We start from the raw sequence: 16,401 nt of genomic DNA on the forward strand, positions 1-16,401 counted from the left end.
GCCGGCCCACAACGGATCGCCGGCCGGGGCGCCGGGCTGTGGATAACGAACTACGCCGAGGCGGTCGCGGGCTTCGCAGACGCCGACGAGGAGGCGCTGGCCTTGGCGCTGTCGCCGGACGTGGAGCCGCTGTCGGTCGATTTGGTGCTGCTCTCGCCCGAACTGCTGCCCGAGTCGCTGGAGGCCGAAGAGCTGGCCGAGCTGCTGCCGTTGCTGGAACCGTTGGACGTTGACTTCCCCGACTTACCCGCTTCGCGGCTGTCGTTGCGGTAGAAGCCGCTGCCCTTGAAGACCACGCCGACCTTGCCGAAGATCTTGCGCAGCCGGCCGTTGCACTCCTCGCAGGTGGTCAGCGCGTCGTCGGTGAAGGCCTGGACCACGTCGAAGCGGTTGCTGCACTCTGTGCAGGCATAGCTGTAGGTGGGCACGTGAACCTCCGTGGATCGAACAATCGGCTTAGCACTCTACCGTGCTAAGTGCTAGAACCACCATGTGGCCTTCCTCATTCCAGGACTCGTGCTCAGGCCACCTCGACGTCAGCCCAGCGCCACCACACCGAGCCCGGGCGTCACGGCGTGGGTCATCGGCACGTCGTGGGGCTCCGCGGGCAGTTCATCGAGAAGCTCCGCGTCGCGAACCACCGCGACCAGCGGAACCTGCGGCCTGCGCCACCGCAGCGAGCGGTCGTAGAACCCGGCGCCGCGCCCCAGCCGCGCGCCCCAGCGGTCGACGGCCACCGCCGGCACCACGATCAGGTCCGCCTCGGCCAGCGCGTCAGCGGCCAGCCAGGGTTCCGGTGGTTCGAGCAGTCCGAACCGGGCGGTGGTGAGATGCTCGGGCCGGTATTCGCCCCACAGCAGCGCCATCGGGGTGCCGTCGTCCTCGGTGCGCACCACCGGTAACAACACGCGCGCGCCGCTACGGGCCAAGCCCGCGAGCATCGCGGTCGAGCCCGGCTCGCTGCCCACCGGCGCATAGGCGCAGACCGTGGTGGCCTCGCCCGCGAGGCGCTCCAGGTGCTCGGCCAGCGCCGCGGCCTCGGCCTCGTGCACAGCGGGGGTTACCGCGCGTCGGTCGGCGAGCAGCCGCGCCCGCAACGCGGACTTGGCGGCCACCACCGCGTCGTCGGTCACGGCAACCAGACTGTCAGCAACGGCTCGCCCACCGCCAGCCGAAGAGGCGAAGTGGATTGCGGTTATCGTGTGAGCAATGCCCACGCCGAAGGTCCCGATTCCGCGCACCGCCATTGTGCCCGCGGCAGGTTTGGGCACCCGTTTCCTGCCCGCTACCAAGACCGTGCCCAAAGAACTGTTGCCGGTCGTCGACACCCCCGGCATCGAGTTGGTCGCCGCCGAGGCGGCCGAGGCCGGTGCCGAGCGGTTGGTGATCATCACCTCCGAAGGCAAGGACGGCGTGGTGGCGCACTTCGTCGAAGACCTGGTGCTGGAAGGCACGCTGGAGGCTCGCGGTAAGAAGGCGATGCTGGCCAAGGTGCGCCGGGCCCCGCAGTTGATCAAAGTCGAGTCGGTGGTGCAGGCCGAGCCGCTGGGTCTGGGGCATGCCATCAGCTGTGTCGAGCCCACCTTGTCCGACGACGAGGATGCCGTGGCGGTCCTGCTGCCCGACGACCTGGTGCTGCCCACCGGGGTGTTGGAGACCATGTCGGCGGTGCGTGCCCGCCGGGGCGGCACCGTGCTGTGCGCGATCGAGGTCAGCCCCGAGGAGGTCAGCGCCTACGGCGTCTTCGACGTCGAGCCGCTGCCCGACGGTGACAACCCGGACGTGATGCGAGTCAAGGGGATGGTCGAGAAGCCCAAGGCGCAAGACGCACCGTCGATGTATGCCGCGGCGGGCCGCTACGTGCTGGACCGGGCCGTGTTCGACGCGTTGCGGCGCATCGACCGCGGGGCCGGCGGCGAGGTGCAACTCACCGACGCCATCGCGCTGATGATCGCCGAGGGCCATCCCGTACACGTCGTGGTGCACCGGGGGTCGCGACACGACCTGGGAAATCCGGGCGGCTACCTCAAAGCTGCGGTTGACTTTGCCTTGGACCGCGATGACTACGGTCCAGATCTGCGCCGGTGGTTGGTGGCGCGGCTGGGCTTGGCGGAGAACTGAGCTGACGTCTGCGGAGAATCGGACCGAGGCTGCAACGGAGAAAGGCACACCGTGCGTTCGGTTGAGGAGCAGCAGGCCCGGGTTTCGGCTGCCGCGGTAGCGCCCCGCCCGGTCCGGGTGGCGATCGCCGAGGCGCAGGGCTTGATGTGTGCGGAGGAAGTGGTCGCCGAGCGGCCGATGCCCGCCTTCGACCAGGCCGCCATCGACGGTTACGCGGTGCGCAGCGTTGATGTCCTGGGTGCCGACGCGATCGGCGAGAGCTCTGCTGGGGCCGGACGCGATGATGCCGCCGATACCGTCGTCACCCTGCCGGTGTTGGGTGTCATCGAAGCCGGCGCCCGCACGCCCACTCGGCTGCAACCCAAGTTGGCCACCCGGATTCAGACCGGGGCGCCGATGCCCACGCTGGCCGATGCGGTGCTTCCGCTGCGGTGGACCGACGGTGGGAACTCCCGCGTGCGGGTGTTGCGGGGCGTCCGCCCGGGCGACTATGTGCGCCGGGTCGGCGATGACGTGCAACCCGGCGATGTGGCGGTGCGCGCCGGCACGGTGGTCGGGGCGGCTCAGGTGGGGCTGCTGGCCGCTGTCGGGCGCGATCGCGTACTGGTCCACCCGCGCCCCCGCGTCTCGGTCATGGCGGTGGGCGGCGAACTGGTCGACGTCAATCGCACGCCCGGCAACGGGCAGGTCTACGACGTCGACTCCTACGCGCTGGCCGCGGCCGGTCGTGACGCGGGCGCTGAGGTCAACCGGGTGGGCATCGTCAGCCATGACCCCAAGAAGCTGCGCGAGGTCGTCGAGGGACAGCTCAATCGCGCCGAGGTGGTGGTGATCGCCGGTGGGGTCGGGGGCGCTGCGGCCGATGAGGTGCGCGCGGCGCTGTCCGATCTCGGTGACATGGAGGTCGCCCGGATCGCGATGCACCCCGGTTCGGTGCAGGGGTTCGGCCAGCTCGGCCCCGAGGGTGTGCCGACGTTTCTGTTGCCCACCAACCCGGTGAGCGCGCTAGTGGTGTTCGAGGTGATGATTCGCCCGTTGATCCGGCTGTCGCTGGGCAAGCGTGAGCCAATGCGCCGGATGGTGCAGGCGCGCACCCTCGGGCCGATCGCTTCGATGCCCGGACGGAAGGGATTCTTACGCGGCCAGCTGATGCGCGACGAAGACACCGGCGAGTACCTGGTGCAGGTGCTGGGGGCGGGTGGCGGCACTGCGTCGCACTTGTTGGCCACGTTGGCCGAGGCGAACTGCCTGGTCGTGGTTCCCGAGGAGGTCGAGCAGATCGCCGCCGGCGAGTTGGTGGATGTCGCCTTCCTGGCGCAGCGGGGCTGAACCCGGGTCCATGTTGGTCAATCTGTGGCCGTTCAAAGCCGTTGAGCATCCCGGCTGGCCGAGTGTGCTGGGGCCTCTGCGGGTGCCGGCAGGGGTGATCCGGCTGCGGCCGGTGCGGATGCGGGACGGCGTGGCGTGGAGCCGGATCCGGCTGGCCGACCGCGCCTACCTGGAGCAGTGGGAGCCCAGCGTGGAGGTGGACTGGGTGACCCGGCACGGTAGTGCCTCCTGGCCGCCGCTGTGTTCGAGCCTGCGGACCGAGGCCCGCTATGGGCGGATGCTGCCGTACGTGATCGAGCTCGACGGCCGATTCTGCGGTCAGCTGACGGTGGGCAACATCGCCCACGGGGCGCTGCGCTCGGCCTGGATCGGCTATTGGGTGTCCAGCGCGGTGGCCGGGGGAGGAGTGGCCACCGGGGCGGTGGCCCTCGGGTTGGACCACTGCTTCGGGCCGGTACGGCTGCACCGGGTGGAGGCCACCGTCCGGCCGGAGAACGCGGCCAGCCGGGCGGTGTTGGCCAAGGTCGGCTTTCGTCAGGAAGGGCTGTTGCAGCGCTACCTGGACGTCGACGGCGGGTGGCGTGACCACCTACTGGTGGCGATGACGACGGAGGAGGTCGCCGGATCGGTGACCTCGGCGCTGATCCAGTCCGGCCGGGCCTCCCGGGTCTGACGAATATTCGGGCGAATGTTACCCGTGTGGTAGTTGTGACTGACGAGGTCAGCGAGTAAATTACAACTGTGTAATTGGTTCGGCGCGTCATCCGAGGTCGTGTGGCTCTCACACCTAGCCTTGGCTCGGAAAGGAGCAGGCCAACCATGCCCAGCATCCCGCAATCATTGCTCTGGATCTCACTGGTCGTCCTCTGGCTGTTCGTACTGGTGCCGATGCTGGTCAGCAAGCGTGACGCGGTGCGTCGTACCAGCGACGTCGCCCTGGCGACCCGGGTCTTGACCAGTGGTTCCAGTGCCCGGCTGCTCAAGCGCGGCGGCCCGGCAACCGGCCACCGCAGCGACCCCGACTGGCAGCACAGCGCCGACGACCTCGAGGACACCGACATCGATGATGTCGACGAGTCCGGGGCCGAACCCGCCGAGGGTGGTTCGCGGGTGTTCGTCGCCGCGGCGGCGGTGTTCGTCGCCGCCGAGCCGCAGGTCGGCGAGCAGGCTGAACTCGACTACTTGGACGTGGACGTCGTCGCCGACGACTCCGACGAATTGCCGCTGTCGGACGCGGGTCTGGCCGCCGAGGTGGAGGCGGAGGCGCGCGCCCAGGCCGAAGCCGAGGCCGCCGCTGAGGCGGAAGCTCGCGCTGCGGAGGAGGCCGCCCTGGCGGCCAAGGCGGAAGCCGAGGCCGAGGAGGAGGCCGACGGGGAGCCGGCTGCCGAGGGTGAAGCCGACGGCTACGAGTACGAATACGTCGAGGACAGCTCCGGCCTGGAGCCTGCGGCGGAGTCCACCAGGGCGGGCGCGGCGGGTCTGTCGGCCCGCGGTCGCCGGCCTCGTATCGACACCGCTGCGGCGGTCAGCGCGCGTAAGTACGAGTTCCGCAAGCGGGTGTTGATGTCGCTGGCGGTCGTCTTGGTGCTCTCGGCGCTCACCGCCTTCACCGTGGCGCCCACCGCCTGGTGGATCTGTGGCGGCGCCGCGGGTGCGACGGTGCTTTATCTGGCCTACCTGCGCCGTCAGACGCGAATCGAGCAGCAGGTGCGGGCGCGCCGCGCACGGCGTTCCGAGCGGCCGCGTACGCAGCGCGAAAGTCTGCACACCGACGCGTTCGAGGTGGTGCCGTCACGGCTGCGCCGTCCGGGTGTGGCGGTGCTGGAGATCGACGACGAGGACCCGGTGTTCGAGCACCTGGAATACACCTCCAGCGCCGAACGGTACGGCTGGCGCGGCGACCTGGCACGCGCATCCGGTCAATAGGTCTCGGTTTCAGGGCACCGGCTAGGGGCTGGTAATCTCCTAGCGGTCAGGGGCTATAGCGCAGTTGGTAGCGCGTCTCGTTCGCATCGAGAAGGTCAGGGGTTCGATTCCCCTTAGCTCCACAGAGTTTGTGCAGATCAGGTCGTCGCGCCCGGTCAGTTCAGCGGATCGGATTTGCGCCCATGTTTTTCCGCCAGTGTCGCCGCGATTTCGAACAGGCGTAGCCGGCTCTGGGGACGAAGCTCATTCTGGGTGTCGATGATTCCGCCGCGGGCAAGGTGCGGATCGTATGGCATGTATTCGGCGGGGATCTCGGCTTCGGTGAACAGGTCGGTGAGGTAGCGTCGCGCATTCGCAGTGGCGTGGTTCCGGCTGTCGTTGAGGATGACCATCGAACGCGCCAACAGCTCGTCGTAGTCCATGGAGCGCAGCAGATCGATGGAACGGGCGACCGGCAGGGAGGTATCGCCGGTCAGCCCGCACACAAAGATCAAAGCGTCGCAGGAGTTGAATACCGTCTTCATCACCGGATGGTCCAGATTGTCCGACGTGTCGATCAGGACGATCTGGTGCGTACGGCGCAGGCGGGCCAACGCCTCGTTCAGCATCGACGGCACCAGTGGACGAGGCTGATCGGATGTCTGATTTCCCGACAGCACATCCAAACCGACGTTGTTGTGGCCGAGATGTTCTCGGATATCGGTGTAGCCCGCAATAGGACTCTTGGTGATGATCTCGGTGTAGCCGTCAGGTGCGTCGCTATCGATCCGGTCGGCCAATGTCCCGAAGCCCGGTGCGGCGTCGATCGCCACCACGTTGTCTGAACGGCATTCCCGGAAGATTCCGCCGATACATGTGGTCAGCGTGGTCTTACCGACCCCGCCTTTACCGGAGACCACGCCGATGACCAGGTGTTTGTGCATGCGCTGACGGATCTGGTCTCGAAGGACACGGTAATGCTGTTCAATTCGCGATTCCCCCGCGTTGATGCCGTGGAAGGAGGCCGCGTATACCAGTTTGCGCCAGCCGGAGGCCGGTGCGGGCTTCCGCGGCGCGGGCGCATCCGGAATATGCAGGATTTCGGAGATCGGGTAATACCGACGGGGACGGCGGCCCGCCTCGTTTCCGATCCGGTGGGCACCGGCCTGATTCGGCCGCCGATGCGAACGCCGTTCCGTGCCGGCAGCGCCCCAATCGGGCAACTGCGGTGACGGTCGGTGCAGGTCGGTCACGCAGCATTAGTAGCACGGGTGGTCAAGCGCTTATCACCAATCTTGGTCAGCACAACAGAACTGTTTGCCGGCCGTTACAGTTCTGCAGCTAATCCGGTACGGCGGCAGTCGCAGTGGCTATCCCAGGTTCGGGTTTCTTCTGTCGGGTGCGGCGGCAACGACGGTCAGTGGCCGTCCGTACGCCCAAGCGCAACAGCGTCTTCAATGAGCCGGCTTAACTCTTCGGCGACTTGGTCTAGTGGTTCGATGCTTCGATGAGCCCGACACATGGCGACGGTGCCCTCCACGGCTGCAACGATGAGGATCGCGAGGCGTTCGGCGTCTGCTGACTTCACGCCGTGCTCGCGCAGCGAGTCACCCAGGATGCGGGTCCAATTGAGAAAGGCCGCACTGGCAGCTTCGCGAGGGCGACCGTGCTTGTCGGGGAGGTCTTCTACCGACACCGACAAGACCGGACATCCTGCGTGGAAGTCACTGTCGAGGACCACTTTTCGCCACATGGCCAGGAAGGCTTTCAGGCCGGCCAGGGGGCCTGCCTTCAATTCTTGGGTGAGCATCCGGGCGGTGATGTCGTCGGCCCACCGCACCGCTTCGGTCGCCAAGTCGTACTTGCCGCCCGGAAAGTAGTGATAGGTCGAGCCCAGGGGGGCGTCGGCGTGCTTGGCCAGCTCGCGCACGCTGGTGGCGTTGAGTCCACGCCTGCGGATCATGTCGGCTGCGCCGATCACCATCCGCTGGCGGGACGCCGCTGAGTCCTCCGGCATCGCCGACCTCCCTTGCTATAACGACCGTCATAGTCTAACGTCCTCGATCTATAACGAGTGTTATAAGGAGTGGGTATGCGCAGTTTGATGTTCGTTGGTCCCCGTCAGCTTCGATTTGATGAAGTCGATGAACCCAAGATCGTTGATGCGGCGGACGCATTGGTGCGTCCCTTGGCCGCTACGACATGCGACCTCGATCATGTCGTCATTGCCGGTCGCACTCCGTTCTCCGGCCTCGGGCCGTTTCCGCTGGGCCATGAGTGTGTCGGCACCGTGGTTGAGGTCGGGCCGGAATGTGGAAGCGTCGCGGTCGGTGACGTTGTCGGGGTCGCCTGGCACATCGCGTGCGGGACCTGCGTGCAATGTCGACTTGGCCACACGGCGCGTTGCCTGCTGCACGGCGAGGCGCAATACGGCCTTCCCGTAAACGGATTCTGGGGTGGCACATTCTCCGAATTGATCCGCGTTCCCTACGCCGATTTCAACCTCGCCCAACTACCTGCAGGCGTTGACCCGGTGCACCTTGCGTCCATCGGCGACAACCTCGCGCTCGGCTGGGAGTCCGTCATGCCGACCGTCGCGGGGATCGATGATCCGGAGATCGCCATCTTCGGCGGCACGCGTTCGATCGGTCTTTACTGCGTCGATGTCGCTGTGCACTGCGCTCAGGCGCGCACTGTCTACTACGACGACGATCCTGGCCGGATGGCTGTTGCAGCGCAGCTGGGGGCCGAAGTCCGCGACATCAATGGCAAGCGCGAGAAAGACTTTCATCTTGCGGTGGATGCCTCTGCTGATCCCGAACGCCTGCGCAAGGCGCTGCTGTCGGTGATGCCTGAGGGCTACGTCAATAGCGTTGGCATCTACTTTGAGGACGTCGCACTGCCGTTGCTCAATCTCTATCTGCGCGGCGTCCATTTCCATAACGGCAAAGGGCACGCTCGGCCCAACATGACGCCTACGCTCGACGCAGTCGCCGCTGGGGTGTTGCATCCCGAAGTCGTCACCAGCGGGACATACTCCTGGGCTGAGATGCCAGACATACTCGCGTCACCCAAGGCTGGCAGCAAGCCAATCTTCGTGCTGGACGACTGATCTCCATGGCCCGGGGATGCTTACTCAATCGCGGCCCGGAGTCGGCGGGGGCGCGGAATTCTCGGGCGGAGGGGGCAGTGGTGCCGGGTCCGGCATGTGCCCCGGCTCGTCGGGGAGAACGTTGTCGGCGCGGACCTGGTAAGTCTCCTGGCTTGAGATGTGGGTGCTGACCCAGCCGCCGGGGTAGTAGGTGCAGTTGCTGTAGTACCTGCTGTTAGAGCAGCGACTGGTCGCGTTTTCATAGTGGGCCGGAATCCCGATGATCCGGTCGCGTGTCCAATAGCCGTCCGGCCGGATCGGCGAATCGCAGATCAGGCGCGTCTCTCTGCCCAGAAAGCCCCAGGGGCGGGAATCGCAGTTGGCGGGGATGTCGGCGCGGGCCACCGGGGGACTGTAGGCGTCCATGAAGGCAACTGCGCCGAAGGCGACGATGCCGATGATTGTTCTGAATATCGGATGGGTGGACATGGGGAAGTAATCCTTCGAACTCGGCTTACAACAACACACGCTCGGACAGATCAGGCAAACGGTAGTTCATCTGTTGTTCACCGTAGCGTTACTTTACGTTCACCGCGATTCGAAGGTCGAGGGCAGACATTACCGCTGGTAGAGACCCAGTGCGCGGTCGTCAATCTCCGCTGGAACCCTGCTCGCGCGCGGCGCGGCCGGCTATTGCGGAAGTGCGCAGATCGAAGAGCGAGCCGACCGGCTCGTCGCTTCGGCATGCTCGATCTTGTCGGACTGCTCCGTCGGCACTAAGGGTGTGTCACCACGTACGTCGGGTTGGTCAGCTCGGCACTGAGTTCCGCGAGATCGAAAGGGCGATCCAGCCGCGCGCGCAGCACCTTGGGGTCGATGAGCAGGTCGATCTCGGCGGTCTGTCGGGCGATCAGCCGCCCGATCAGCGGGTAGATGCGGCGCATGATCGCCCGTTCCCCCGACGTGCAGCGGGACGCGCAGTATCCGACATGGCCGATCTCGTCGGTCAGAATCTCGCTGTAGAGCAAGTTGATTCGTTCGGCCACGTCGGGTTCGTCGGTAAACAGCGCGGTGCCGGCACGACGTAGCTCGTCGAACATGATGCAGCCCGCCATCTCGGCCGCACCGACGAACAGGAAGCCGAGTCGCTCGGGGATGAACACCCCGGTTTTGACGAACTGCCGCATGACGAACGGCGGGGGAACAACTTGAAAGGGCAGGCCAAAAACGTCGAGCGCGTACGCCAGCAGCCTGGTGTGGTAGTGCTCTTCCAGTTCGAGGTAGACGTTCTCGGGCGGCCGATTGTCGTCGCTGTTGCGTCCGTAGGTCTCGCCCAGCCCGACGCCGAATCGTTCGGCTTGGTTGAGCTTCGCCGTCGCCAACAGAAACAGCATGGTGCGGTCCAGGCCGGGCTCGGGTCGCCGGCGCCGTAGATTGCGAAGAAAAGTCGGTCGGTCAACGGTTTTCGCTGACCGCACGGGAGTGGCTTCAACGCGACCGAAGAACTCTTCGCGATTGGCAAGCCGTCGATTCAACAAGTCGGCTTCCCCGTCGCGCTGACGCAAGTAGTCGCGATAGCCGTCAATCCCGGTGCCGTTCATCGGATCTCCATTCCCTTGACGATCGTTGACACGTACCGATCCAGCAGTGCCGGATCGTGGACCCCGGTGGATAGCAACGCGAAAAGCCCAGTAAGGAAGAACGTCCCGAGTTCGGCGGCGTCGCTTTCCTGGGGAACCTGGTTGGCGGCCCGTGCCCGCTCGATGAGCTCCACCAGGAACTCCGCGAGGGGGTGCTGTGTCAACTCATCCTCGACGGGACGGGTCGAGGAGAAATGCAGGCCGAGCATGTCTTGGAAGACCTCGGCACCCAACCGCTGCTTGGCGCGCAGAACATGATGGACGAGCTGGGAAAGTACCGACGCCAGGTCGCCGTTGGCCTCGGCTAGTTCGCCGATGATCCGAGTCTCCTCGTTGCGCTCGACCTCGATAAGGACGTGCTCCTTGGTTGGAAAATGAAAGTAGAACGTGCCCCGGGCTACGCCCGCTGCGTTGGCGATGGCGCTGACGTCTGCACCGGCGAGTCCGTACTGGCGGATCTCCGACACCGCGGCCTCAAACAGCCGCGACCTCGTCTCGAGTCGACGGGCTTCGCGGGCACCGCTGGCTTGCGATCGGGTCTTCTTGATTGCCCGGGCGGTCGTCATGGTCGAACGCTAGCAACATTCATTGACGACCGTCAATGACAATCGTCAGCAAATATTCGGAGAATCGACAGCCGACTGAGAACGCGGGAGCGGTGTGCTTTCCTTCGGGGATGGGCATGACGACATCCAGAGCGGGAGGCCACCGTGTCTAGCGCTCGTGACGCCTGGCGGCTGCTGGAGCCCTTGCACGCGGTTGTCTACTTCTCGCCGGAACCCTTGGCTGCACTCGACGCGGCCGGCTATCGCGGATTCTGGATGGGCTACTTCGCGGGCCGCGCCGCGCCACTGGGTGCGGTCGGCGCCGAAGTCGTGCATGCGGCGTTCTACAACTTCTCCTTCGAACGCGTTGCCAAGGCATTGCCCGCCGCATGGGGTTTCGCGCCGCCCGAAGCCGCGCTGCAAGCGCGGGTAGAAGGTGCGGTCGCCGCATTGCGGCGCCAACTCGCGGCCTTGGCGGACGGGCCGGAGGTGGCTCGTGCGGCCGAACTCGCCGCACGCGCGGCGGACGCGGTGCCACTCGCCGGCCGGGTGCTTGGCGCTGCGAATCATGCACTGCCGCCGCCCGATCAGCCGTTGGCGAGGTTGTGGCACGCCGCCACGGTGCTGCGCGAGCATCGCGGTGACGGCCATATTGCGGCACTTCTGGCTGCCGGCATCGAAGGCCGCGAATCGCATGTGTTCCACGCCCTGTCCTCGGGGGCCCCGCGCCAGACGTACACGGTGGCCCGCGACTTCACCGATGACGAGTGGAACCGGCGAACGGAGTTGCTGCGCAACCGGGGTCTTGCCGGGACAGGGGGGCTTACCCCGGACGGTGTCCGGCTCAAGGCGCAGATCGAAGAACAAACCGACCGGCTCGCCGCCCCGGCATATGAGGCGCTGACCGAGACCGAACGACACGACCTCATCCGCGCGCTGCGGCCGCTGACCCACGCCGTCGTGTCGGCCGGCGAGATCCCGCTTGATTCGCCGATGGGCCTTGATCTTCGCCCACTCTCGAGCGGTCGTGAGCGGTAGGATTTCTCACGTGGCTCAGTCTGGTCGGCCGGTCATGTCCTCCTACGAGCGCAAGCAATGGGGCGCGCTGCTGGAGGCGGCCACCGGCACCGAATCCCCCGGATGGTTCGAGGGCCTAAGCCAGGGCATCGCCGATCGCGCCAAAGACGTGGTCTCCCAAGTCCGCTCCGGGGTCGAGCGGGTCCCGGGCGTCACCGCGGCAATCGGCAAGTTGGACCAGGTCACCACCAAGGCGTTGGAAGCCTTGCACACCGTGCTGGTCGAGCGCGGGCTCAATTCGGTCAAGCCGGCCAACGTCTTTGCGATGTTCGCCGACGAAGGCCTCACGGTGCGGTCCTATGGCGAAGTCAAGAACCTCGACCTGAAACACTGCGACCGTTCGGTCCCGCGCCGCAAGGAGCGCTACGTCGCCCTGGCGATTGCCGAAGGTGCGGCGTCATCGCTGGCGGTGACGGGCTCGGCAGTGACCAGCGCGGTCACCGCCGGCACGACCATGACCGTCGCCGCCTCGGCCGTTGTGGCGGACGTGACCGCGGTACTGGTCGGCATGGGCCGGATCGTGGCATTGGTTGCGGCGCATTACGGTTACGACGTCCGCGAGCCCGACGAGCAGGCGTTCGCATCAGGGGTGATCGCCTATTCCTCCGCCGGCAACTCCGCGGAGAAGGCCGCCGCCTTGGCGTCGCTGTCGCGTTTGACCCAGCAGATGCTGCGGCAGGGGACGTGGCACCACCTACAGCCGCAGCAGGCGGACAACGTGATCAGTCAGGTCTCCATGGCGCTCGGCTTCCGGCTGGCCAAACGCAAGCTGGCGCAAGCAGTTCCGATCTTGGGTGCGGTGGTCAACGGCGGGCTCAACGCACGCATCGCCCAGCAGACCTTCGAACGCGCCCAGCAGGCCTACCGGCTGCGGTTCCTCACCGAGAAGTACGACCTGGACGCCGGGCTGTGGGAGCCGGCGGTGATCTCCGACGGCGATGTCGACATCCCGCTGATCGACGAGATACTCGACCGGTCCGCTCATCGGTTCCAACCCGGCGACTAAATCCTCCGGCAGCTGAACCGGCGAATCAGTGCAGGGTGTCAGGGCACAGTTCATGCTGCGCGATGTCGATCACCGGGCGCAGGTTGACGGTCAGATCGTCGACCATGGACGGTCCACCGAATGACGGGCGACGCACGTAATCGTTGACCACCTGATCGACCGAGGAGCCGCCGCGAAGCTGGTTGCAGAACCGGTGTCCGGCCGACAGGCGCGCGTTGGGCGGACCGGACTTGAAGACACCGTTGGCGTCGAGTGCCGCGAGATAGCTCGCGTCGTCGGCGTAGGCCGGTGCGCTGCCGAGCAAGGCGAAGGCGGCCGTTCCGACGAACACGGCGGCACCCAGAATCCGATTCATACCGGCGATGCTAGCGATAAGGAGCCGAAAGCACGTCGACTCTGCGTCCATGGCGGAGAAGTGCGAGTGCACCCGCCATGGACGCAGAGTCAACCGGAACTAAATGAGGCCCAGCGCGGTCATCGCGTCGGCGACCTGGATGAAGCCGGCGATATTGGCGCCCAGCACGTAGTTGCCGGGGGCGCCGTACTCATCGGCGGTGACCAGGCAGCGGTGGTGAATGCTCTGCATGATCGCGGCCAGGCGCTGCTCGGTGTACTCGAAGCTCCACGAGTCGCGCGACGCGTTCTGCTGCATCTCCAAGGCGCTGGTGGCCACACCGCCGGCGTTGGCCGCCTTGCCCGGGGCCACCGTCACACCGGCGTCACCGAACAACTTGACGGCCTCCGGGGTGCACGGCATGTTGGCGCCCTCGGCGACGATCTTGCAGCCGTTTTTGGCCAGCGTCGCCGCGTGGGTGCCGTCCAGCTCGTTCTGGGTGGCCGAAGGAAGCGCGATCTGGCAGGGCACGTCCCAGATGGAGCCGTCGCTGACGAACTGCGTCGCCCCGCCGCGGGCCTTGGCGTAGGCCTCGATCCGCTCGCGCTTGACCTCTTTGATCTCCTTGAGCAGCTCCAGGTCGATGCCCTTTTCATCGACGATGTAGCCGCTGGAGTCCGAAGCGGCCACCACGGTGCCCCCGAGCTGGTGGATCTTCTCGATGGCGTAGATCGCCACGTTGCCCGAACCGGACACCACGGCCCGCTTGCCCTCGAAGGAGTCCTTGGAGGTCTTGAGGATTTCGTCGGCGAAGAACACCGCGCCGTACCCGGTCGCCTCGGTGCGGACCTGCGACCCGCCCCAGCTCAGGCCCTTGCCGGTCAGCACGCCGGACTCGTAGCGGTTGGTGATGCGCTTGTACTGGCCGAACAGGTAGCCGATCTCGCGACCACCCACACCGATGTCACCGGCCGGGACGTCGGTGTACTCGCCCAGGTGGCGGTAGAGCTCGGTCATGAAGGACTGGCAGAACCGCATGATCTCGTTGTCGGAGCGGCCCTTGGGGTCGAAGTCCGACCCGCCCTTGCCGCCGCCGATTGGCAGGCCGGTCAGGGAGTTCTTGAAGATCTGCTCGAAACCGAGGAATTTGATGATGCCCAGGTACACCGAGGGGTGGAACCGCAGGCCGCCCTTGAAGGGGCCCAAGGCCGAGTTGAACTCCACCCGGAAACCGCGGTTGATCTGCACGTCGCCGTTGTCGTCCAGCCACGGCACCCGGAAGATGATCTGGCGCTCGGGCTCGCACATCCGCCGGATGACGGCGCGGTCTACGTACTCGGGGTGCTTTGTCACCACCGGGCCGAGGCTGCTGAGCACCTCGAGAACGGCCTGGTGGAACTCGGCCTCACCGGGGTTGCGCCGGAGCACCTCTTCGTAGATGTCGTGCAGCTTCGGATTCAGTTCGGTCATAGTGGATGATCTCTTCCTCGCGTGTCGCAGTCAGCGGCCACAGGCTAGCGGCCAGAATCGCTAACGCCGAATCCTGGCCGTTACATCGTTGTTAAATCATTAACATTTGCGGGGCGCCGGTTAACCTAAGTTGGCGGACTAGGGGCGGAGCACTTCGATGGCGATGTCGCGGCGGGACCCGATTACCGCAGCACCCGATGGAGCGCTACCCGCCGCTGACCTCGCCGAGATGGCGATCTTCGCCGGATGCTCCGCGGCTGATCTGGCTCCGCTGGCCGCCGGATTGCGTCCCCTGCAGGCACCCGCCGGTGCCGAACTGATGCGGCAAGGCGAGCAGGCGCTGTCATTCCTCCTGATCTCATCGGGATCAGCCCAGGTCAAGCATATCGGCGACGACGGTGCCGTGGTAGTCAACGAGGTGACGGCCGGCATGGTGGTCGGCGAGATCGCGCTGCTGCGCAAAGGCCTGCGAACCGCCACTGTCACCACCTCGACGCCGTTGACCGGCTGGATCGGTGACGAGCAGGCCTTCCACGCGATGGTGCATGTGCCCGAGGTCATGGGACGGCTGGTGCGCATCGCGCGCCAGCGCCTGGCCGCCTACCTCACCGCCGTGCCGATCCAGGCTCGCGACGGCACCGAACTCTTGCTGCGGCCGGTGCTGCCCGGCGACAGCGCCCGAACCGTGACGGGCCACGTCGAGTTCTCCGGCGAGACCCTCTACCGGCGGTTCCAGACCACCCGGACACCGAACCCGGCCCTGATGCACTACCTGTTCGAGGTCGACTACGTCGATCACTTCGTGTGGGTGATCACCGAGCTCGACGGCTCGTTCGTCGCCGACGGCCGGTTCGTCCGCGATCCGGAGAATCCGACGTTCGCCGAGATCGCCTTCATCGTCGGCGACAGCTACCAGGGCCGCGGCATCGGTACCTATCTGATGGGAGCGGTGGCCGTGATCGCGCGGCTCGAAGGCATTGAGAAGTTCACCGCGCGGGTGCTCTCGGAGAATGCGCCCATGCGCGCCATCCTCGATCATCTGGGCGCCTACTGGGAGCGCGACGATCCCGGTGTGGTCACCACCATGCTCGATGTGCCCGGCGAGGAGCAGCTGCCGTTCGGCCGCGCGATCGCCGATCAGATCAAAGAGGTTGGCCGCCAAGCGATCCAGGCTGTGGGGTAACCGCTGCCAACGCCGCAGGTCGCGTTGGGTAAATTGGCTGCGATGTTGACCCTTCGCGCGGTACTGGCCATCGGCTGCGTCTGCCTGCTCGCCGCTTGCAGCTCCAGCCCCGCCGAGGTGTCCGCCGACATCGGCAAGGTAGTCGACCTCAAGTCGTCATTCGGCCCGGAATTCGAGGCGAAGGCCGTCCCCCGCACCGGGATCGACCCCAAGCTGCTGGCGGGCACCGCCTTGCCCTCGGGCCTGACCTTCGATCCCGCCGACTGCTCGAAGTTCGCCATAAGCCAGCAGCTGCCGCAGGGTGTGCAGGGCAACATGGCCGCCGTTGCCGCCGAAGGCCAGGGCAACCGGTTCATCACCATCGCCCTGGAGACCTCCGAGCCGGTTTCAGTCAATGAGCCGGGCCGTACCTGCCGGCGTATCGGCTTCTCCGGGGGTGCGATGCGCGGCTTGATCGAGACCGTCGACGTGCCGCACATCGACGGGGTGAAGACCCTGGGTGTGCACCGGGTGATCGAAGCCGTCGCCGGGGGCAAGCCCCGCGTCGGTGAGCTGTACAACTACTCGGCCTACTTCGGGCCCTACCAGGTGCTGGTCACCGCCAACTCGCTGGTGCGGCCGGGCGAGCCCATCGCCCCGGTAGACACCGCCCGTGCCCGCGAGCTGTTGGTGGCCGCGGTCGAAGCGATCCGGAACTAGC

Annotated in this window: 18 protein-coding genes and 1 tRNA gene; 10 read left to right on the forward strand and 9 right to left on the reverse strand. The window is 66.3% G+C overall.

Features of this window, described 5'->3' with window-relative positions:
• Positions 1-50: 50 nt before the first annotated feature.
• Both EJK91_RS12425 and EJK91_RS12430 read right to left on the reverse strand, forming a co-directional pair.
• Complete coding sequence (locus EJK91_RS12425; protein WP_024442845.1) at positions 51-428, reverse strand: FmdB family zinc ribbon protein; 378 nt, start codon at positions 426-428, stop codon at positions 51-53.
• Positions 429-536: 108 nt separating this feature from the next.
• A complete protein-coding gene (locus tag EJK91_RS12430) occupies positions 537-1,133 on the reverse strand; it encodes a 5-formyltetrahydrofolate cyclo-ligase (protein ID WP_241178691.1) in 597 nt (198 codons plus the stop codon).
• A 76-nt stretch (positions 1,134-1,209) separates the two neighbouring features.
• On the opposite strand from EJK91_RS12430, the gene EJK91_RS12435 reads away from it, so the two are divergent.
• From EJK91_RS12435 to EJK91_RS12455, 5 genes are all read left to right on the forward strand, one after another.
• Positions 1,210-2,121: a UTP--glucose-1-phosphate uridylyltransferase gene (locus EJK91_RS12435; protein ID WP_024442843.1), complete on the forward strand. Its 912-nt coding sequence runs from the start codon at positions 1,210-1,212 to the stop codon at positions 2,119-2,121.
• A gap of 51 nt (positions 2,122-2,172) precedes the next feature.
• Positions 2,173-3,450 carry a molybdotransferase-like divisome protein Glp gene (glp, locus tag EJK91_RS12440; RefSeq protein WP_024442842.1) on the forward strand — a complete coding sequence of 426 codons (1,278 nt, stop codon included), beginning with the start codon at positions 2,173-2,175 and terminating at the stop codon, positions 3,448-3,450.
• A 10-nt stretch (positions 3,451-3,460) separates the two neighbouring features.
• Positions 3,461-4,123 (forward strand): GNAT family N-acetyltransferase, encoded by a 663-nt coding sequence (locus EJK91_RS12445; RefSeq protein WP_024442841.1) that lies wholly within the window; start codon positions 3,461-3,463, stop codon positions 4,121-4,123.
• A gap of 146 nt (positions 4,124-4,269) precedes the next feature.
• The gene (gene sepX, locus EJK91_RS12450) at positions 4,270-5,376 is read left to right on the forward strand and encodes a divisome protein SepX/GlpR (RefSeq protein ID WP_125079078.1); all 1,107 of its coding nucleotides are present in this window, start codon (positions 4,270-4,272) and stop codon (positions 5,374-5,376) included.
• Positions 5,377-5,425: 49 nt separating this feature from the next.
• Positions 5,426-5,498, forward strand: a tRNA-Ala gene (locus tag EJK91_RS12455).
• Positions 5,499-5,531: 33 nt separating this feature from the next.
• Here EJK91_RS12455 and EJK91_RS12460 read toward each other — a convergent pair.
• Positions 5,532-6,608 (reverse strand): MinD/ParA family ATP-binding protein, encoded by a 1,077-nt coding sequence (locus tag EJK91_RS12460; protein WP_241178692.1) that lies wholly within the window; start codon positions 6,606-6,608, stop codon positions 5,532-5,534.
• Between the two features lie 164 nt (positions 6,609-6,772).
• Positions 6,773-7,372, reverse strand: a complete 600-nt coding sequence (locus EJK91_RS12465) for a TetR/AcrR family transcriptional regulator (RefSeq protein WP_064890602.1) — start codon at positions 7,370-7,372, stop codon at positions 6,773-6,775.
• 75 nt (positions 7,373-7,447) lie between these two features.
• On the opposite strand from EJK91_RS12465, the gene EJK91_RS12470 reads away from it, so the two are divergent.
• A complete protein-coding gene (locus EJK91_RS12470; RefSeq protein WP_125079079.1) occupies positions 7,448-8,467 on the forward strand; it encodes an alcohol dehydrogenase catalytic domain-containing protein in 1,020 nt (339 codons plus the stop codon).
• A 24-nt stretch (positions 8,468-8,491) separates the two neighbouring features.
• Here EJK91_RS12470 and EJK91_RS12475 read toward each other — a convergent pair whose 3' ends face one another.
• The 3 genes from EJK91_RS12475 to EJK91_RS12485 all read right to left on the reverse strand — a co-directional run bounded on the left by EJK91_RS12475 (position 8,492) and on the right by EJK91_RS12485 (position 10,652).
• Positions 8,492-8,935: a CDGP domain-containing protein gene (locus EJK91_RS12475; protein ID WP_064890600.1), complete on the reverse strand. Its 444-nt coding sequence runs from the start codon at positions 8,933-8,935 to the stop codon at positions 8,492-8,494.
• 287 nt (positions 8,936-9,222) lie between these two features.
• Entirely contained in the window at positions 9,223-10,047 is an 825-nt protein-coding gene (locus tag EJK91_RS12480; RefSeq protein WP_125079080.1) for a hypothetical protein, read from the reverse strand.
• A complete protein-coding gene (locus EJK91_RS12485) occupies positions 10,044-10,652 on the reverse strand; it encodes a TetR/AcrR family transcriptional regulator (RefSeq protein WP_125079081.1) in 609 nt (202 codons plus the stop codon). Before EJK91_RS12485 ends, EJK91_RS12480 begins: the two co-directional genes overlap by 4 nt.
• A gap of 144 nt (positions 10,653-10,796) precedes the next feature.
• Between EJK91_RS12485 and EJK91_RS12490 the strand changes: the two genes are divergently transcribed.
• A complete protein-coding gene (locus EJK91_RS12490; RefSeq protein ID WP_125079082.1) occupies positions 10,797-11,669 on the forward strand; it encodes an SCO6745 family protein in 873 nt (290 codons plus the stop codon).
• A gap of 10 nt (positions 11,670-11,679) precedes the next feature.
• Entirely contained in the window at positions 11,680-12,714 is a 1,035-nt protein-coding gene (locus EJK91_RS12495; protein WP_125079083.1) for an EcsC family protein, read from the forward strand.
• A 25-nt stretch (positions 12,715-12,739) separates the two neighbouring features.
• On the opposite strand, the gene EJK91_RS12500 is transcribed toward EJK91_RS12495, so the two are convergent.
• Together EJK91_RS12500 and gdhA are read right to left on the reverse strand one after the other, a co-directional pair.
• Entirely contained in the window at positions 12,740-13,069 is a 330-nt protein-coding gene (locus EJK91_RS12500; protein WP_125079084.1) for a DUF732 domain-containing protein, read from the reverse strand.
• A 99-nt stretch (positions 13,070-13,168) separates the two neighbouring features.
• Complete coding sequence (gene gdhA, locus EJK91_RS12505) at positions 13,169-14,518, reverse strand: NADP-specific glutamate dehydrogenase (protein WP_125079085.1); 1,350 nt, start codon at positions 14,516-14,518, stop codon at positions 13,169-13,171.
• Between the two features lie 157 nt (positions 14,519-14,675).
• On the opposite strand from gdhA, the gene EJK91_RS12510 reads away from it, so the two are divergent.
• Complete coding sequence (locus EJK91_RS12510; protein ID WP_125079086.1) at positions 14,676-15,701, forward strand: GNAT family N-acetyltransferase; 1,026 nt, start codon at positions 14,676-14,678, stop codon at positions 15,699-15,701.
• A gap of 42 nt (positions 15,702-15,743) precedes the next feature.
• Complete coding sequence (locus EJK91_RS12515) at positions 15,744-16,400, forward strand: DUF5642 family protein (protein ID WP_125079087.1); 657 nt, start codon at positions 15,744-15,746, stop codon at positions 16,398-16,400.
• Position 16,401 lies beyond the last annotated feature (1 nt).

Source organism: Mycobacterium sp. P7213 (assembly GCF_900604305.1).
Lineage (GTDB): Bacteria > Actinomycetota > Actinomycetes > Mycobacteriales > Mycobacteriaceae > Mycobacterium.